This is a genomic window from Methyloceanibacter sp. (assembly GCF_041573655.1).
In the GTDB taxonomy this organism is placed as follows: domain Bacteria; phylum Pseudomonadota; class Alphaproteobacteria; order Rhizobiales; family Methyloligellaceae; genus Methyloceanibacter.
On the sequence record NZ_JBFFQD010000045.1, the window covers coordinates 1 to 16,039 of the forward strand.

The window sequence follows — 16,039 nt, forward strand, 5'->3', positions numbered from 1 at the left end:
CCGTCAACCATCCAAAGGCCGGCAAGCGCGAAGGTGGCAAGCACGAGGTTGAAAAGACGCAAAATCGGCTCCCGTAGCAAAGCCCCACGAAGAAAGACTAAGGCCGGGAACGAGCGCCGCCAAAGTGAATTTTGAACCCCGTTCATACGCACCATCCTAGGCCGCCCGCTTCACCCCGGGGATAAATACTGCGTTATCGGATGGTTAGGGTCGGTGACCTCAGTCACGAAACAGCAGGAGCGCTCCCCAACATTCAGGCCCCATTCATGTGGCGCCGGGTACAAACGCAAGGATAAGCGCCCGGAAGGCTCGCCCCCCTTGCTTTCCAAAGGCGAAAGAAGGCCGTCGTTGATTGCGTGCTTCAGGCTCCCCACATGAGCTATGCCGCGATTGGCTGTCGGCGCACTCTGAAACCCGGAGGTTGCAATGATAAAGCAGCTCATCGTTCCCATTCTTGGCCTCGCCGCTCTGGCCACCGCCGCGACCCCTGCCGCGGCTGATAGAGGCCGGGCCTATGTGGTGAAGCCAGCTCCGAAATATATCTACGAATACGACGCACGGCCCTCGAAGCGCGCTGTGACGGTTGAACCGCGCCGCTACAAGCGCAAATTCAACCCGAACCTCGACTTCGAGACCGAGGCGGTGTGGCGCAATTTGCGTCCCAATTGGTTCGACGACTAGGAGACTGCACGACGCGCATCCGGGGCCGATGGTCATGCGCTCTTTATCGGCCTCGAATTATGCGTCAGTCTAAGGACAGCCGCCGCTGAAGGCGGATCCGGAGGCGCACATGCTGAAGCGTTTCGCCACAGGCTTGATCGGCCTGACCTTGCTCGTCGCGGCCCTGAGCCCCGCCAGCGCCGAAAAGCGCGTCGCGCTCGTCATCGGCAACTCGGCCTACAAGAACACCACGCCGCTCAAAAACCCGAGCAACGACGCCGTCGATATGGCGGAAGCGCTCCGCGCGCTCGATTTCGAAGTCATCGACGGCACGGACCTGCGCAAGCGCGACATGATGAAACGCATCCGCGCTTTCGCCGAAAAGCTCGACGGCGCCGATGTCGGACTCTTCTTCTATGCCGGTCACGGCCTCCAGGTTGATGGCCGCAACTTCCTCGCGCCGGTCGACGCCGCGCTGAAGTCCGATACCGATCTCGACTTCGAAGCGATCGAGCTGAACCTCGTGCTCAAACAGCTTGAGCGGAATGCCCGCCTGTCGATTGTGTTTCTCGACGCCTGCCGCGACAACCCGCTTGCCCGCAATCTCGTGGTCGCGGGCCGCTCGCTCGCAGTGGGGCGCGGATTAGCCCAAGTCGAAAAAGCCGTCGGCATGATGATCGCGTTTGCGACCCAGCCCGGCAACATCGCGCTCGACGGTGAAGGCCGAAACAGCCCATTCACCAAAGCGCTGCTGCAACACATCGGCGCTGAAGGCGCGAGCATCAACGACGTGATGATCGATGTGCGCCGGGACGTGCTGGAGGAAACCAAGGGCAAGCAGGTCCCGTGGGAGAACTCTTCGCTCACCGGCCAGTTCTATTTTAAACCCACCGCGACGTCCGGCGGAGGCACTGCCGAGATCGCGGCGCTGCGCGATGAGATCGCGCGGCTGAAGGAAGACCGGAGCCCTGCCGAGGCGGGCGAAAATGTAACCGCCGAACAGGCGGACGACACATCGGCTCGCGAGATCGCCGTGGAGCCAGCCGGCGCGGGAGAGGCCAAGACGGCCGAAATCGCGTCCCCTGAAACCAAGACGGCGAACCTTGAGCCGGCGGCGCTTACAGATACGCCGAGCCAGGAGTCAGAGGACAAGTCGGTGCCGGTACAGAACGACCCGGCCGGCGACCAAGCGGCTTTGAACCGCGACATCCAAGAAAAGCTCAAGGCGCTCAACTGCTACACCGGCCGGATCGACGGCGATTGGGGCCGCGGCACGCGCGGCGCCGTGAAGCGCTTCAACATCCACGCCAAGACCGACTTGAAGCCGGGCGAAGCGGAACCGGAGACCTTGGAGGCGCTGGATGCATGGACCGGAGCCCCCTGCCCGGTGACCGTCGTGCGCCCGAAGGCCCCTGCGCCCAAGACGGCGAAGCCGAAGACCCGCGCGAAGCCCAAGACATACGCAAAGCCCAAGACAGCCGCGAAGCCGAGACACACGCAAAAGCCGGCCTACAAGTCGAAGCAGAAGCCCTCGAACGACTTCACGACGGATGCCGTACACAAATCGCTCCGGCCCGCCCGCTGAGAGGCCGGCCGCCGCATCTTCAGGCACGGTAGCGAACCATCCCTTCCTTTCATTGACAGGCCCGTGCCAGCCGATAGGGTCTGCCCGGCGCCCGTTTGGGCCCGGCCAAGAAATCACAGAAAAGCAACGGGATGGGTCCACGGCTTCTCTATTCACTCCTTATCGGGGCGGTCATCGTCGCGTCTTTGGCCTTGCGGGTTTGGGACCCGGCGCCAGTCGCGCGGATGAGGTCGCTCGTCTTCGACGCCTTCCAGAGGGTCGACCCGCTCAAGTTCGACCCCACCTTGCCGGTCCGCATCGTCGATATTGACGAAGAGTCGCTGAAAAGAATTGGCCAGTGGCCGTGGCCGCGCACAATATTCGCGAAGCTTATCGGAACGCTTTCTGAAGACGGCGCCGCGGCCATCGGCTTCGACATGGTGTTCCCCGAGCCGGACCGCCTGTCGCCCAGCAACGCCGTACAGCATTGGCCGCAGACCGCCCTTGTCGCCGAGATCAAGCCAGAGCTGGAGAAGCTCCCGTCCAACGATCAAGTGCTTGCCGAAGCCATCGCCACCGCACCCGTCGTGCTCGGCTTCATCGCCTCCCCGCATACCGACGTCTTGCCGCAAACCAAGGCCGGGCTCGCGCACGGTGGCGACGATCCACGTCTTTTCGCGCCCTACTATCCGGGCTCAGCGGTGACCTTGAAGGAATTGCAGGACCCCGCAGTGGGCGCCGGCGCGCTGAACTGGATTCCGGAGTTCGACCAGATCATCCGCCGCATGCCTATGGTGGTGCGCATCGGCGACACGCTCTATCCGTCTTTCGCCGCGGACCTCCTGCGACAGGCGCAAGGGGCGTCCACTTATGTGATCAAATCGTCCGGCGCCAGCGGCGAACAGGCGTTCGGCGAGAAAACCGGCATCGTCAAAGTGCGCGTCGGAGACTTCGAGGTTCCGACCGAAGCCAGCGGTCAGATGTGGATGCGCTTCACGCCGCAGAATCGCGACCGCTACCTGCCTGCGTGGAAGGTTCTCGACGGCGAGATTCCCGCCGAAGAAATCGCTGGCCGCATCATTCTCATCGGCACGAGCGCAGCAGGTCTGCTCGACCTCAGAGCAACCCCGATCGAAGCCTCGGTGCCCGGGATTGAACTGCACGCGCAAGCGGTCGAGCAAATCTTGAAAGGCGCATTTCTACAGCGGCCCGATTTCGCGACGCCAGCCGAACTTCTCTATATCCTTTTGCTCGGCACCCTGATTGCCGTGCTCATCTATAGAGCGGGCGCGCTCGGCAGCGCCGTCGTCAGCATCATCGCCATCGCTTTCGTCATTGGCTTCTCGTGGTACGCGTTCGACAAATTGGGCTGGCTGGTCGACCCCGTCTATCCGACCATCGCTCTTGCGGCCATCTACCTCACTGGCACGTCATACGTCTTTCTGCGGACCGAACGAGAGCGCAACCGCGTGCGCAACGCCTTCTCGCATTACATGGCGCCCGCGCTTGTCGAACGTCTGGCGGACGAGCCGGACCGCCTCAAGCTCGGGGGCGAAACACGCGACATGACGCTTCTTTTCAGCGACGTGCGCGGCTTCACCACGATCTCCGAAGGCCTGGACGCCGAGGAACTGACGCGATTCTTGAACAACCTGTTCACCCCGCTCAGCAACATCATCCTCGACGAAGACGGCACCATCGACAAGTTCATGGGCGATGCGGTGATGGCGTTTTGGAACGCACCCCTGGACGATCCGGATCATCCAAGCCATGGCTGCAGCGCGGCTTTGCGCATCATGGACGAGATGAAAACACTGAACGAACGCTGGCAGCAGGAGGCCGAAGCAGACGGCCGGGTCTTCAAGGAAGTCCGGCTAGGCATTGGCGTAAATACCGGCATGTGTTGCGTCGGCAATCTCGGATCGGAGACGCGGTTTGACTATTCCGTCATCGGCGACAACGTGAATGTCGCCTCGCGTCTTGAAGGTCAGTCCAAGACTTATGGTTTCATGACGGTTGTCGGCGAGGAGACAGCTTCGCGCACGCCGGACTTCGCATTTCTCGAGCTGGACCTGCTCAAGGTGAAGGGCAAGACCGCCGCCACACGTATATTTGCCCTGCTTGGCGACGCCGCGATGAAGGAAAGCCAGTCGTTCATCGAGCTCACCAAGACACATGAGGACTTTCTTTCCCGCTATCGCGCCGCGGATTGGGACGCAGCCGAAATTCTCAGTCACACATGCGAGGCGATGGACAGCGGCAAACTCGAAACGCTCTATACGCTCTACCGCGAACGGATCGCCGCCTTCCGCATCACCCCGCCCCCAGCAGAGTGGGACGGTTCGGAAGAAGCCTTGTCGAAGTAACCCTTGTCGAAGCAACGCTCATGCCAGACCTCGCCATCATCATTCTTGCGGCCGTGTCCGTCCTGATGCTGAAACACACGGCCGCCGACTTCTTTCTTCAGACGCCGCACCAGTATCTGAACAAGGGAATTTACGGCCATCCCGGCGGCCTACTTCACGCCGGCATCCATGTCGTGCTGACGCCGCTCGTCTATCTCGTGATCGCACCGGCTTCACTTCTGATCGCCTTGTGGATCGCGCTCGGCGAGTTCGCGGTCCATTACCATGTGGATTGGGCGAAGGAGCAGATTACGCGGCGCAACGGTCTCAACCCGCAAGTGTCCGGCTACTGGCATACGCTAGGCATCGACCAGCTCCTGCATGGGCTGACCTACATTACCATCGTCGCCGTTCTGGTCCGGGCGGCTTCTTAAAGCAGCGCTGAAATCTCGCGATTGGCAAAATCGAGCCGGTCGGACAGCAGGCGAATAATCAGCTTATGGAGCGCGGCGGCCGCCACGGGGTCCTTCTCCTGCATCCGGTCGAAAGCCTCGCGGGTCAGCCGGTAAACCACCGTCGGTGCTTCGGCGACCACGTCCGCCGTGCGCGGCATGTCGCGGTAGAAGCCCATCTCACCCATGACGGTATGCCCGATCATGCGCCGCAGCCGGATCGAGCGCCCATACTCGTCGTTGATGGTGATGGCGACACCGCCTGATTCTTGGAACACGACCGAGTCTGCCGCTTCGCCCTGCTTGAACAGCAGCGCGCCGGTTTCGAGCTCCTGTCGCTCCATGAACTGCGCGATGCGGTCGAAGCTGATCAAACCGTCGAACTCGTGGTGCAACCAACTCTCGAAGCTGTGCGTGGAGGCATCGCCGACCTCGTGATAGAGGAGCAGCATATCCTCGCACCATTCGATTGCCTCGTTGCGGGTGCCAAACACCTGATGCGGCCGGTCCGCGCCGAAAAAGCCCGCGCCATTGAAGGCCGCGTCCATCGCATCACTCAAGCCGGAGAACACCAAGGTGACATCCTTCTCCTCGCAATAGTTGCGCAGCTTCACGAGGCTCAGCACGGCGGAAGTGTCGAGCCCCTGCACAGCGCTGAAGTCGAGCACGATGTAGCCCACCGGCTTTTCGTCTTGTCCTTCGATCACGCGCTTGATGCGCTCGAACAGGCCGTTCGAGGAGCCGAAGAAGATGAAGCCCGATAGCCAGAACACATGGACGCGCTTGCCCTCCTCGTGCAGGAGGCGCGTTTGTTCAGGCGAACGCTCCACATTGCTCGACAGTTCGTAACGCGTGAGGTGGCGCCGGATTACACCGATACGGCTGTAGGACAGCGCGAAGAGCAGACAAGCGCCAATCACGCCCAGCACCACACCAAGCAGATAGCCGAAATAGACGATGACGATGGCGATCGCGATGGCCAGAGCAAGATCCGTGATCGAGCGCTGCGCCGGCGAGCGCACCAGCGCCTCGATCAGGATCATCACGCCGAGATAGGCGAGCATGCCGCCCAGAATCGCTTTCGGCACGAAGGCGCCGATATCGGCCCCAGCAAACAGCACCAGCCCGCAAACGATGGCGACGGACACGCCGCTGATCCGGGTCACCGCGCCCGCCTGCTGGAGCAGAAGACTATTGTTCAGCGAAAGATTGCCCGCCACGCCGCCAAGAACGGAGGCCAGCACATTGGCGAGACCGTTTGTCTGAAACTCTTTGTCGAGATTGGCGGACTTTTGGCGCGCCACTTCGAGGCTCGAAACATCGAGAAGCATGGAGATGGCGGTGACGCCGCACACCGCGCCGATTTCCACGCTGCTCATGGCCAGCACACCCCAATCGATGTCGTGCGTGGCGATAGCCTCAAGCGGCCACCATAACTGCAGTGCGCCCACGGCCTTCAGGAACCACTGGCTACGCGTTGCTTCGTCGGTCACGAAGCCGAACAGCACCAGGTTCATCACGACGAGGAAGCCGAAGAAGGCGACAGGCAGTGTCAGGAAATCGTCCATCCACCGCTTCAACAGGACGATGAACAGCGCAAAGGCGAGCCCCACCCCGATCTGCGGTGCGTAACGCGGATCCCAAATCGCCGCCCAGCTCGAAGGCTGGATCGTGAGGTTGGAGCCCGTGATGACCTCAACGCCACCAGTGATGAGAAGCCAGCCCGAAGCCGCCAGGAAGCCGCCGATCACGGGATACGGTACGAAGCGCAGCCATTGGCCGAGCTTGAGAGCACCGACGCCGAAGAGCAGTGCGCCAGTCAGGAACGTGCTCACCGAAATGGCCACGAGCACGTTTATGACCATGGCCTCTTCGCTCGCGCCTTTGGACGCAAGGCCTGCGGCGACGGTCGCCGCCAACACGCTCATGACCGCGACGGCCGGCGTGTCAGGACCGGCATCCGCCGGCACCAGCGTCGTGGTCAGCGCCACAACCACGCCGGTGACCACCGTACCCATGATCAGCGCCGCAAGTCCGAGCGGAAAACCGGCCGCGATCGAGCCCTGGAAGATCAGCGCGCTAAAGGAGATGCAGTAGGCGATGTTGACGATTGCCGAAATCGTCCCCGCCAAAGCATCACGCCCGAGCGTTGAGGCTTCGATATTGCGCGGGCGTTTGGACGCCAAATTCGCAAGCAGCGACAAGGGCTAAATACGTAGAAAGTTGGAGGGTTGCGTTCAGGCCCGATCATGGCCGGGGGCGACCACAATGCAAGCAAAATAAACGCGTTTCTGGAGGTTAACCTCGCGTCATGTCGGCTTGGCTAGGCAGAAGGCGTGAAGGCGTTCCGGGAGCCAGGCGCCGCTTTCCCCGTTCCGGGGACTTTCGGGTTCCAACGCGCCGGGTCGAGGCCGGTTTCCACGGTCCATGGCCCTGGCCGGCTCGGCTCGAGGGTCGCCTTGGAAAGAAGTCCGTTGAACGCAAAACGCGGCACGACCTGGAAGCCAAGCTGGCTCAACTGACCGCTCATGCGCTTGCCGTCGTTCAGCGCAAAGCCCCAATGCTGCAAATGGCAGCTCAGCGTAACGGCACCGACATTGGCGGCATCGCGCTCCCGCGAGAACGTCTTTTCAGTGAAGAAGGCCTGGCCAATGGCGAGACCGAAAAGACCGCCGGTAAGCCGGCCCGAGCGGTCCCAGACTTCCACAGAATGTGCGTAGCCGTCCTCGAACAGGGCCTGAAACGCCTCGGCCAATGCCGGCTCCGGCCCGCACGCCCGCAGGACGCCCGCGAAGTCCGTATCGAAGCTCACACCAAATGTGCGCGTTTGTAAGAGCCGCCAGACGCGCTTCGACACATGCGCGTTCTCCGGGAACGACACCATGCGCTCAGCGGGCGCCCACCACTTACCGTCCTCCGGGTAGAAGCCTTTTGCGTAAGCGGCGACAAGCGTCGGCACGCTTAAGTCGTTGCACTTGCCCGCAAGCCCTTCGGGATGCCGAAGCGCTTTGTCGGGGTCCGGCAGCCCCCCGCCAAATCCAATGAAATGTTTGGCGAGGACTGCAAGCGCGGATGGCTTGCCAGAAAGCCCAGAGTCCACAAGGCGACGCGAAACTTGACCCAACACCGTGGGAGCCTCCATTCAACGCGGCAACACAGCAAACGAGCTTGCCCGAAAAGGGATTCCCAACGGGTTAACGCCAAGGGTCCGATTAGCTCTATTCGCGGCTGCGGACGCGAGAAACGGCCTCCAGCCAGCCGGCATAGCGGGACTCCCGCTCGTCCTCGCCCATGACCGGCTCATAGACCCTGGCCGGTGTCCAGGTCTCGGCAAGTGCCGCATCGTCGCCATAAAAGCCCACCACCTGGCCCGCCAGATAGGCTGCGCCCAACGCCGTGGTTTCGGGAATCGGCGCCACCGCGACCCGCTCGCCCAGAATATCGGCAAGGCGCTGCATGGCCCAGCCATTGGCGGTCATGCCGCCATCGACCCGCAAGGTTCCGGAATCGCCGATACCGCTCGCGCCCATGTCCCGGCGCATGGCGGTCAGGAGATCGCGCGTTTGCAGCGCGACCGCCTCCAGGCCCGCCGCCACGATGTCCGCTTTGCCGGCGGCGCGGCTCATGCCGACAATGGCCGCTTTCGCTTCGGCATCCCAGAAGGGCGCGCCGAGCCCTTGGAAGGCCGGCACAAGATAAACGCCGGAATTGGGATCGGCGTCTCGCGCCAGCGCCTCGGTCTCCTCTGCACTGCCGATCAAGCCGAGATTGTCGCGCAGCCACTGAATGGTGGCACCCGCCATGAAGATCGACCCTTCCAGCGCAAAAGTGCGTGCACCGCTGCGCTGGTTCAAAATTGTCGACAACATGCGCGTTTGCGACGCGACCTTGTCGCCGCCGGTGTTGGCGACCACGAAGCACCCCGTTCCGTAAGTCGCCTTCGTCATCCCCGGCCGATAGCAGACCTGCCCTTGCGCGGCCGCCTGCTGATCGCCGGCGACGCCACGAATGGGGAGTGCCACGCCGAACAGGTCGGGCGCCGTCACGCCAAAGTCTCCTTGGCTGTCGCGCACGTCCGGCAGCATGCCACGCGGAATGCCGAGCCGCTCCAATAACCGTGCGTCCCATGTCCCGGTGCGGATATCGAACAACATGGTGCGCGCCGCGTTCGTGGCGTCGGTAACATGCAGCGCGCCGGCTGTGAGTTTGAACACGAGGTAGCTGTCGACTGTGCCGAAGCAGACCTCACCGCGTGCGGCGCACTTCGCCAGACCGGGCACATTAGAGAGCAGCCAAGAAAGCTTCGTCGCCGAGAAATACGGATCGATGATGAGGCCTGTCGCTTCGGCGACATGCGCGCGCCACCCTTCCTGCTCCAACTCGGCGCAGAGCGGGGCCGTGCGCCGATCCTGCCAAACGATGGCGTTGGCGAGAGGCTCTCCCGTCGCGCGGTCCCACACCACCGTCGTCTCGCGCTGATTGGTGATACCGATGGCGGCGATCTCGTCCGCACCCGCTTCACGCAACACCGCGCGGCAGACCTCAACGACAGCGTCCCAGATCTCGTTCGCGTCGTGCTCCACCTGCCCTGGTGCGGGGTAGATCTGCCTCAGCGGCACACTGGCCGTAGGACCGGGACGCCCGGCCTCGTCGAACAGGATGGCGCGTGCTCGCGGTTCCTTGATCGATGGCGAGCACATAGCCCATCAGACGCCTCCGTCTTTCGTCTCGCTCATGATCCAAGCGCAATAGTCGTCGCTGCCGCCCTCCGTCGGCAGAACGAGGAGCGCCGGCACCTCGTGAGGGTGCTGCTTCTTGGTCTCGGTCATGACCGCATCGGCGAGGCCCGCCCGCGTCTTGATGATCATGGCGACCTCGTTGTCCTCTGCCTGCGCGCCCTTCCACTGATAGATCGAGATCATGCCGGGAAAGACGTTCACGCAAGCCGCGAGCCGCTGGGAAACCAGCGTGCTCCCGACGCGCTTGGCCTCCTCAAGCGTCGGAAAGGTCGCATAAATCAAAACCGGCCGGTCCGCGTTCTCCATGGGGGTCCCCATTCACCGTTCTTCGAGACACTTGCAAGACATAGGCAGCACAGCTTTATAGTGCCCCTGAACACGCCGATCCAAGTGCAGCGACAATGATCATGCCACGCTTTGAGAAAATTGCCTTCGTTGCCGCCGAGACGACGGAGGCGGAAGACGCGCTAAGGGAGCTCAGCGCGCGCTACGGCAATGTGGCGCCCGAAGAGGCGGACGCCATTGTCGCGCTGGGGGGCGATGGTCTGATGCTCCAGACCATGCACAGCCATCTTCATAGCCGTATCCCGATCTACGGCATGAACCGCGGCTCGGTCGGCTTTCTGCTCAACGATTATCGGGAGAACCAGCTACAGGAGCGCCTGGAGGCAGCGGAGATCACGGTCATCCATCCCTTGCGCATGAACGTGCGCGACGTGAACCGCCAGACCCATGAGGCCCTGGCCATCAACGAGGTCTCGCTGTTCCGGCAAACGCACCAAGCGGCCAAGCTGAGAATCGCAGTCGACGGCACGAACCGCCTCGATGAGCTCATCTGCGACGGCGTCCTCGTGTCAACGCCCGCCGGCAGCACCGCCTACAACCTCTCCGCCCATGGGCCAATCCTGCCCATCACCGCACCGCTGCTGGCCTTGACGCCCATCAGCCCGTTCCGTCCGCGGCGCTGGCGTGGCGCGCTTCTGCCAAACCAAGCCAGGGTGCAGATCGAAGTGTTGGAACCCGACAAGCGTCCCGTCAGCGCTGTCGCCGATCACACCGAGTTCCGCGACGTCTTTGCCGTCGAAGTGGAAGAGCAGAGCGACGTCGACATCTTTATGATGTTCGATCCGGGACATACGCTGGCCGAGCGCATCCTAGCGGAGCAGTTCGGGATTGAGTGAGGCGCGGCGCCTTAAGGCCGTGACAACTCGAAGACTTCGTCGATCACCGCATAGTCGCCATATCCCAGCCGCGCAATCGGCTTAAGCTTGGTCACGTCGACCTTGCCGTCCACGATTGCCGCGTCGTCGATATGCACGCCCACCACCTGGCCGAGCACGATGGCATGAGTCCCTGGCCCGCCGTCGGGACCGGGCAATTCGATCGTGCGCCAGTATGTACATTCAAAGGCGACCGGCGACTCCGCCACGCGCGGCGGCGCCACGATCTTCGACGGCGCGGCCGTCAGCCCGGCTAACGCCATCTCGTCCACCTCGGGTCCGACGTGCTGGGATGTCCTGTTCATGGCCTCACGCAACTCGAACGTGGCCAACGAACAGACGAACTCCCCCGTCTCCTCCGCATTGCGCTGGCTGTCCTTGCGGCCGCCTGAGGAGAACATGACAAAGTGCGGATCGGTGGAAACGGCATTGAAGAAGCTATAGGGCGCGAGATTGACGACGCCATTTTGGTCGAGCGTCGAAATCCAGCCGATCGGGCGCGGACTGACCAGCGCCTTGAACGGGTCCCACTGAAGGCCATGCGAATTGGCAACCGCGTCGTAAAACATGGTTCGTGATCCTAGGGCCGCCGCGGTGCGTTTCAAGCCTGCCATGCGGTGACAATGTCGTCGAGTTCTGGCCGCGGCCGCTCGTCGGGCTTCTCCTTCGGCGTACCGATATAGACAAAGCCGGCGACGCGCTCGGCTTCGTCCAGACCCAGCGCCTGCCGTACGGCCTCGCTATAGGCATACCACTCGGTGATCCACTGCGCGCCAAATCCCATTGACGACGACGCCACGACAAGATTCTGGCACGCTGCGCCCGCCGACAGGATCTGCTCCCACTCAGGGACCACATGGGCCTTCGCAATACGGGAGATGACGGCGACGACCACGGGCGCCCGCAAAAAGCGCATGCCCTCCATCTGAAGGCGCATGGCGCTGGCCGCCGGCTCTTCCGCTTGGCAGGCCTCGGCGAGCACGCGGCCGAAGTCCTCTCGCGCGGGGCCCTGGAACAGAACGAAGCGCCAGGGCACGAGCTTCTTGTGGTCCGGGACCCGTGCGGCCGCGGTCAGGATCTGGGCCAGCTGGCTTTCGTCCGGACCTGGCTCGGAAAGCGCATTGGCCGAGACCGAGCGGCGGGTCAGGAGGTGATCGAGGGTCGGATTTGACATGCGTTCATGGTGTTCCGCTAATGCCATGCTGCATATCGCGAAACGGGCGTTCCAACAATGTTCGTCCTTTGCGTCGAATAGGCGCTCCGAGCTTCAAAAATCGGCCTCATTCGCGGCCAACTTTCGAAGCGTTATGCCTGCCCGAAGCCTGTATAACGGTCTTCGCAGCCGACTGAATCGAAAGAGAATCGCCATGCGGGGGATACGCATCGCGGCGCTGAAGCTCTTGGCTTTGCCCGCTTGCATGCTCGGTGCCGGCCTCGCGGCCGCCCAAGAGGCACCCTCGCCTGCCCAAGCGGCGCCCGCGCCCGCCCAGGCGGCACCCGCGTCTGCCGCAGCGCCCAGCGCAGCGGGCAATGCGTTGTTGCCCTCCATCCTCTTCGTGCTTGAGTCGGGGAGGAGTATGGGCGGCAAGTTGGGCGACACGCCTAAGCTCGACATTGCTCGCACCGGAATCGAGCAGGCCCTCACCAATCAGGCCGGCCGGGCCGCCTTCGGGGTGATCACCTTCGGCCATCGCAAAACGTGGAGCTGCAAGGACACCGAGCTGCTCGCCAAGCCCAGCACGCTGACCGGGGAGAGCTACGAGACGCTTCTCGGCGGCCTCAAGCCCAAGGGCCGGCAAGCGGCCATCGCGGCGGCCGTCAGCGACGCGGCAAGCCTTGCAAGCACAGGCGAACCGCTTGACGTCATCCTGGTAGCGGACGGCAAGGACGAATGTAAGGCGGACGTCTGCAAGACCGCCGATGTCCTCAAACAGGCATCGAAGGGTCTGCGGGTGCACGTGGTGGGGCTGAACGAAAAAGCCGAAGCTCTCGATCCCCTCGCCTGTATCGCGGAAAAGACCGGCGGCAAGTTTGTCGCCGCGACGAGCGGCGCTGCATTCCGGGACGGAATGGATGCGGTGCTGGCCTCCATCACTAACCCGCCCGTGCCCCTCGATGCCGTGAAGACCGCCGAGGGTCCTCCGCTCAAACCCGGCGAGACCGCTGTCTTCAAATCCGGCGCGCAGCGCACGCTGTCCGTCTCACCGCCAAAAACCAACGAGCCGCAGCAGCCCGTTCCGGTCAGCTTCAAGGCCCTGGTCACCGAGGGCGGCGCGCAGCTACGGTCGGGTCTTACTTGGCGCGTCTACAGTGCGAAGCGCACCGCCGACGGCAGCTTTGAGCTGATCAGCACGCACCGCGAGCCCGCGCCCACCGCCGCGCTTCTGCCCGGAGAGTATTTGGTCAACGCCGCTTACGGGCTCTCCAACCTCACCAAAAAGCTGAAGGTCGACGGCGGCCAGTCCCTCAACGAGACGTTCGTCCTCAATACCGGCGCGCTGGCGTTAAGGGGGGTGCTGGCTAACGGCCAGGAATGCCCCGATGGCAGCGTCCGCTTCGACATTCTTTCCGACGAGGCGGATCAGTTCGGCAAGCACGAAGCCGTCCTGGCCGACGCTAAACCGCGCTCCATCATCAGGCTCAACGCGGGCGTATACCGCATTCGGAGTCTTTACGGCGATGCGAACGCCGTCGTCGGCGTCGACGTGACGGTCGAGCCCGGCAAGGTCACCCAGGCGACACTCAAGCATTCCGGCGCGAAGATTACGTTTCGTCTGGTCCAAAGTTTGGGCGGCGAGGCTTTGGCCGATACCAAGTGGACGATCCTCACCTCGGCCGGCGATACGGTGAAGTCGAACGCGGGCGCGCTGCCGACCCATATCCTTGCCGCTGGAAACTACGCGGTGGTTGCCGACCACGCCGGCAATAGCTATACGCGCAAGTTCTCTATCGAGCCGGGCGGAGACAGGCAGATTGAAGTGGCGATTGCGGACGGGCCGACCTCGGAGGAGGAGTTGAAGATTCTCCTCAATCCGCCCGACGCCCCGGAGCCCGGCACTGGCATCGCAGCCGGCGAAGGCCCGGGCAACGCAATGGGCTTCGACGGTTTCTCGCGCCGGCCCGCCGATCCCAACGCCCCACTGATCAATCCGGGCACGCTGTTCCGGCCCTCTTCGCCATAAGACTCAAGCGGCGGCGCTTTTCCCTTCGCGCATATCCGGCGGCACGGCCTCAGCCTCAAGCATCTTCAGCACATCGTCGAGGCTCAGCACTTCTTGCTTTTGCGAGCCGAGCCGGCGCACGGACACCGTGCCTTCCTCCGCCTCGCGTTTGCCGACCACCAAAATAAACGGCACCTTGGCGACCGAATGCTCGCGCACCTTGTAGTTGATCTTCTCGTTGCGCAGATCCGTCTCGGCGCGTAGCCCCGCGCCTCTCAGCCGCGCCAAGACCTGTTCCGCATACGCGTCTGCGTCCGACACGATGGTGGCGACCACCGCTTGGGTGGGCGCAAGCCAGAGCGGCAGGTGGCCGGCATGGTGTTCGATGAGAATGCCCGTGAAGCGCTCCAGCGAACCGAACATGGCGCGGTGGATCATCACCGGCACAGCCTTCTCGCCATCCGCGCCGATATAGAACGCGCCGAGCCGCTCCGGCATGCTGAGATCCACCTGGACCGTGCCGCATTGCCAATCGCGGCCAATGGCGTCGCGTAGGACATATTCCAGCTTCGGCCCGTAGAATGCGCCCTCGCCCGGGTTCAGCTCGTAATCGAGCCCGGCCGCTTCCATCGCGCGCATCAATGCAGCTTCCGCCGCATCCCACACCTTGTCGTCGCCGACGCGCTTCTCCGGCCGGTCGGAGAACTTGATGCGCACGTCCTCGAAGCCGAAGTCACGATAGATCGAAAGCATCTGCGCGTTGAGCTTCACGCACTCCTCGGTGATCTGATCTTCCGCGCAGAAGATGTGCGCGTCGTCTTGCGTGAAGTGGCGTACGCGCAAAAGCCCGTGCAGCGCACCGGACGGCTCGTAGCGATGCACCTTGCCGAACTCAGCGATGCGCAAAGGAAGATCGCGATAGCTCTTCAGACCGTTCTTGAAGATTTGCACATGGCCCGGACAGTTCATGGGCTTGCAGCAGAACACGCGGTCGTCGGGCGTCTCGGCGATGTACATGTTCTCGGCGAACTTCTCCCAATGGCCGGACTGCTCCCACAGCGTCCGCTCCATCATGTCCGGCGAGTTCACCTCGAAATAGCCCCAAGCCTGCTGGCAGCGGCGCATATAGCCGATCAGCGCTTGGAACAGCGCCCAGCCTTTGGGATGCCAGAACACCGCGCCCGGCGCCTCTTCCTGGAAGTGGAACAGATCCATCTCGCGGCCCAGACGCCGATGGTCGCGCTTCTCGGCCTCTTCGAGCTGGTGGAGATAGGCCTTGAGGTCGTCCTCGCTCGCCCAGGCCGTGCCGTAGATACGCTGAAGCATTGGGTTGTTGCTGTCGCCGCGCCAATATGCGCCTGCGATCTTGAGCAGCTTGAAGCCCTTGCCGACCTTGCCCGTCGACGTCATGTGCGGCCCGCTGCACAGATCGAACCACTCCCGCTGCGAGTAGATCTTGATGTCGTCGCCTTCAGGGATCGCGTCGATCAGTTCGACCTTGTAGGCCTCGCCCATGTCGCCGAACATCTTCTTGGCCGCGCCGCGCTCCATCACTTCATAAGAGAAGGGCGAGTCGCGCTTGATGATCTCGTGCATCTTCGCTTCGATCTTCGGCAGATCCTCAGGCGTGAAGGGCTCATCGCGCGCAAAGTCGTAATAGAAGCCGTTGTCGATCACCGGGCCGATCGTCACTTGCGTGCCCGGATAGAGTTCCTGCACGGCCTCGGCCATGACATGCGCCGCGTCATGGCGGATCAGCGTCAACGCTTCCGCGTCACCGCGCGTAATGATGCGGATCTCGGCGTCGTTCTCGATGGGCTCGTAGAGGTCGCGCACCTCGCCGTCGAGCGCCATGGCCACGGCCTTCTTGGCCAGCGACTTGGCGATGGATTCGGCCA

Annotated in this window: 12 protein-coding genes and 1 pseudogene; 6 read left to right on the forward strand and 7 right to left on the reverse strand. The window is 62.9% G+C overall.

Translation table 11 applies throughout. The annotated features are described in order from the left end of the window. Positions 1-426: 426 nt before the first annotated feature. The 4 genes from ABY454_RS09950 (at position 427) to ABY454_RS09965 (ending at position 5,003) form a co-directional block, all read left to right on the forward strand. Positions 427-681: a hypothetical protein gene (locus ABY454_RS09950; protein ID WP_372930302.1), complete on the forward strand. Its 255-nt coding sequence runs from the start codon at positions 427-429 to the stop codon at positions 679-681. Positions 682-790: 109 nt separating this feature from the next. Further along, a complete protein-coding gene (locus ABY454_RS09955; RefSeq protein WP_372930303.1) occupies positions 791-2,245 on the forward strand; it encodes a caspase family protein in 1,455 nt (484 codons plus the stop codon). A gap of 131 nt (positions 2,246-2,376) precedes the next feature. Continuing rightward, positions 2,377-4,590 carry a CHASE2 domain-containing protein gene (locus tag ABY454_RS09960; RefSeq protein WP_372930304.1) on the forward strand — a complete coding sequence of 738 codons (2,214 nt, stop codon included), beginning with the start codon at positions 2,377-2,379 and terminating at the stop codon, positions 4,588-4,590. A 20-nt stretch (positions 4,591-4,610) separates the two neighbouring features. Then, positions 4,611-5,003 carry a DUF3307 domain-containing protein gene (locus ABY454_RS09965; protein ID WP_372930306.1) on the forward strand — a complete coding sequence of 131 codons (393 nt, stop codon included), beginning with the start codon at positions 4,611-4,613 and terminating at the stop codon, positions 5,001-5,003. Here the strand turns inward: ABY454_RS09965 and ABY454_RS09970 are convergent. From ABY454_RS09970 to cutA, 4 genes and pseudogenes are all read right to left on the reverse strand, one after another. Next, positions 5,000-7,207 carry a SulP family inorganic anion transporter gene (locus ABY454_RS09970; protein ID WP_372930308.1) on the reverse strand — a complete coding sequence of 736 codons (2,208 nt, stop codon included), beginning with the start codon at positions 7,205-7,207 and terminating at the stop codon, positions 5,000-5,002. The genes ABY454_RS09965 and ABY454_RS09970 overlap by 4 nt on opposite strands. 137 nt (positions 7,208-7,344) lie before the next feature. Beyond that, the gene (locus tag ABY454_RS09975; RefSeq protein WP_372930309.1) at positions 7,345-8,163 is read right to left on the reverse strand and encodes a leucyl/phenylalanyl-tRNA--protein transferase; all 819 of its coding nucleotides are present in this window, start codon (positions 8,161-8,163) and stop codon (positions 7,345-7,347) included. Positions 8,164-8,239: 76 nt separating this feature from the next. Continuing rightward, positions 8,240-9,731, reverse strand: a pseudogene (glpK, locus tag ABY454_RS09980) (glycerol kinase GlpK). Beyond that, complete coding sequence (cutA, locus tag ABY454_RS09985; protein ID WP_372930311.1) at positions 9,728-10,078, reverse strand: divalent-cation tolerance protein CutA; 351 nt, start codon at positions 10,076-10,078, stop codon at positions 9,728-9,730. Before cutA ends, glpK begins: the two are co-directional and overlap by 4 nt. Positions 10,079-10,161: 83 nt before the next feature. Between cutA and ABY454_RS09990 the strand changes: the two genes are divergently transcribed. Continuing rightward, a complete protein-coding gene (locus ABY454_RS09990; protein WP_372930313.1) occupies positions 10,162-10,941 on the forward strand; it encodes an NAD kinase in 780 nt (259 codons plus the stop codon). A gap of 11 nt (positions 10,942-10,952) precedes the next feature. Here the strand turns inward: ABY454_RS09990 and ABY454_RS09995 are convergent, their stop codons facing one another. Further along, positions 10,953-11,549 (reverse strand): flavin reductase family protein, encoded by a 597-nt coding sequence (locus ABY454_RS09995; protein ID WP_372930314.1) that lies wholly within the window; start codon positions 11,547-11,549, stop codon positions 10,953-10,955. A gap of 32 nt (positions 11,550-11,581) precedes the next feature. Then, positions 11,582-12,154: a nitroreductase gene (locus ABY454_RS10000; protein ID WP_372930316.1), complete on the reverse strand. Its 573-nt coding sequence runs from the start codon at positions 12,152-12,154 to the stop codon at positions 11,582-11,584. A gap of 193 nt (positions 12,155-12,347) precedes the next feature. Here ABY454_RS10000 and ABY454_RS10005 point away from each other — a divergent pair, with 193 nt between their 5' ends. Beyond that, positions 12,348-14,162: a hypothetical protein gene (locus tag ABY454_RS10005; RefSeq protein WP_372930318.1), complete on the forward strand. Its 1,815-nt coding sequence runs from the start codon at positions 12,348-12,350 to the stop codon at positions 14,160-14,162. A gap of 3 nt (positions 14,163-14,165) precedes the next feature. On the opposite strand, the gene thrS is transcribed toward ABY454_RS10005, so the two are convergent. Continuing rightward, positions 14,166-16,039 (reverse strand): threonine--tRNA ligase (thrS, locus tag ABY454_RS10010; protein WP_372930320.1); only part of this gene is annotated, 1,874 nt, incomplete at its 5' end.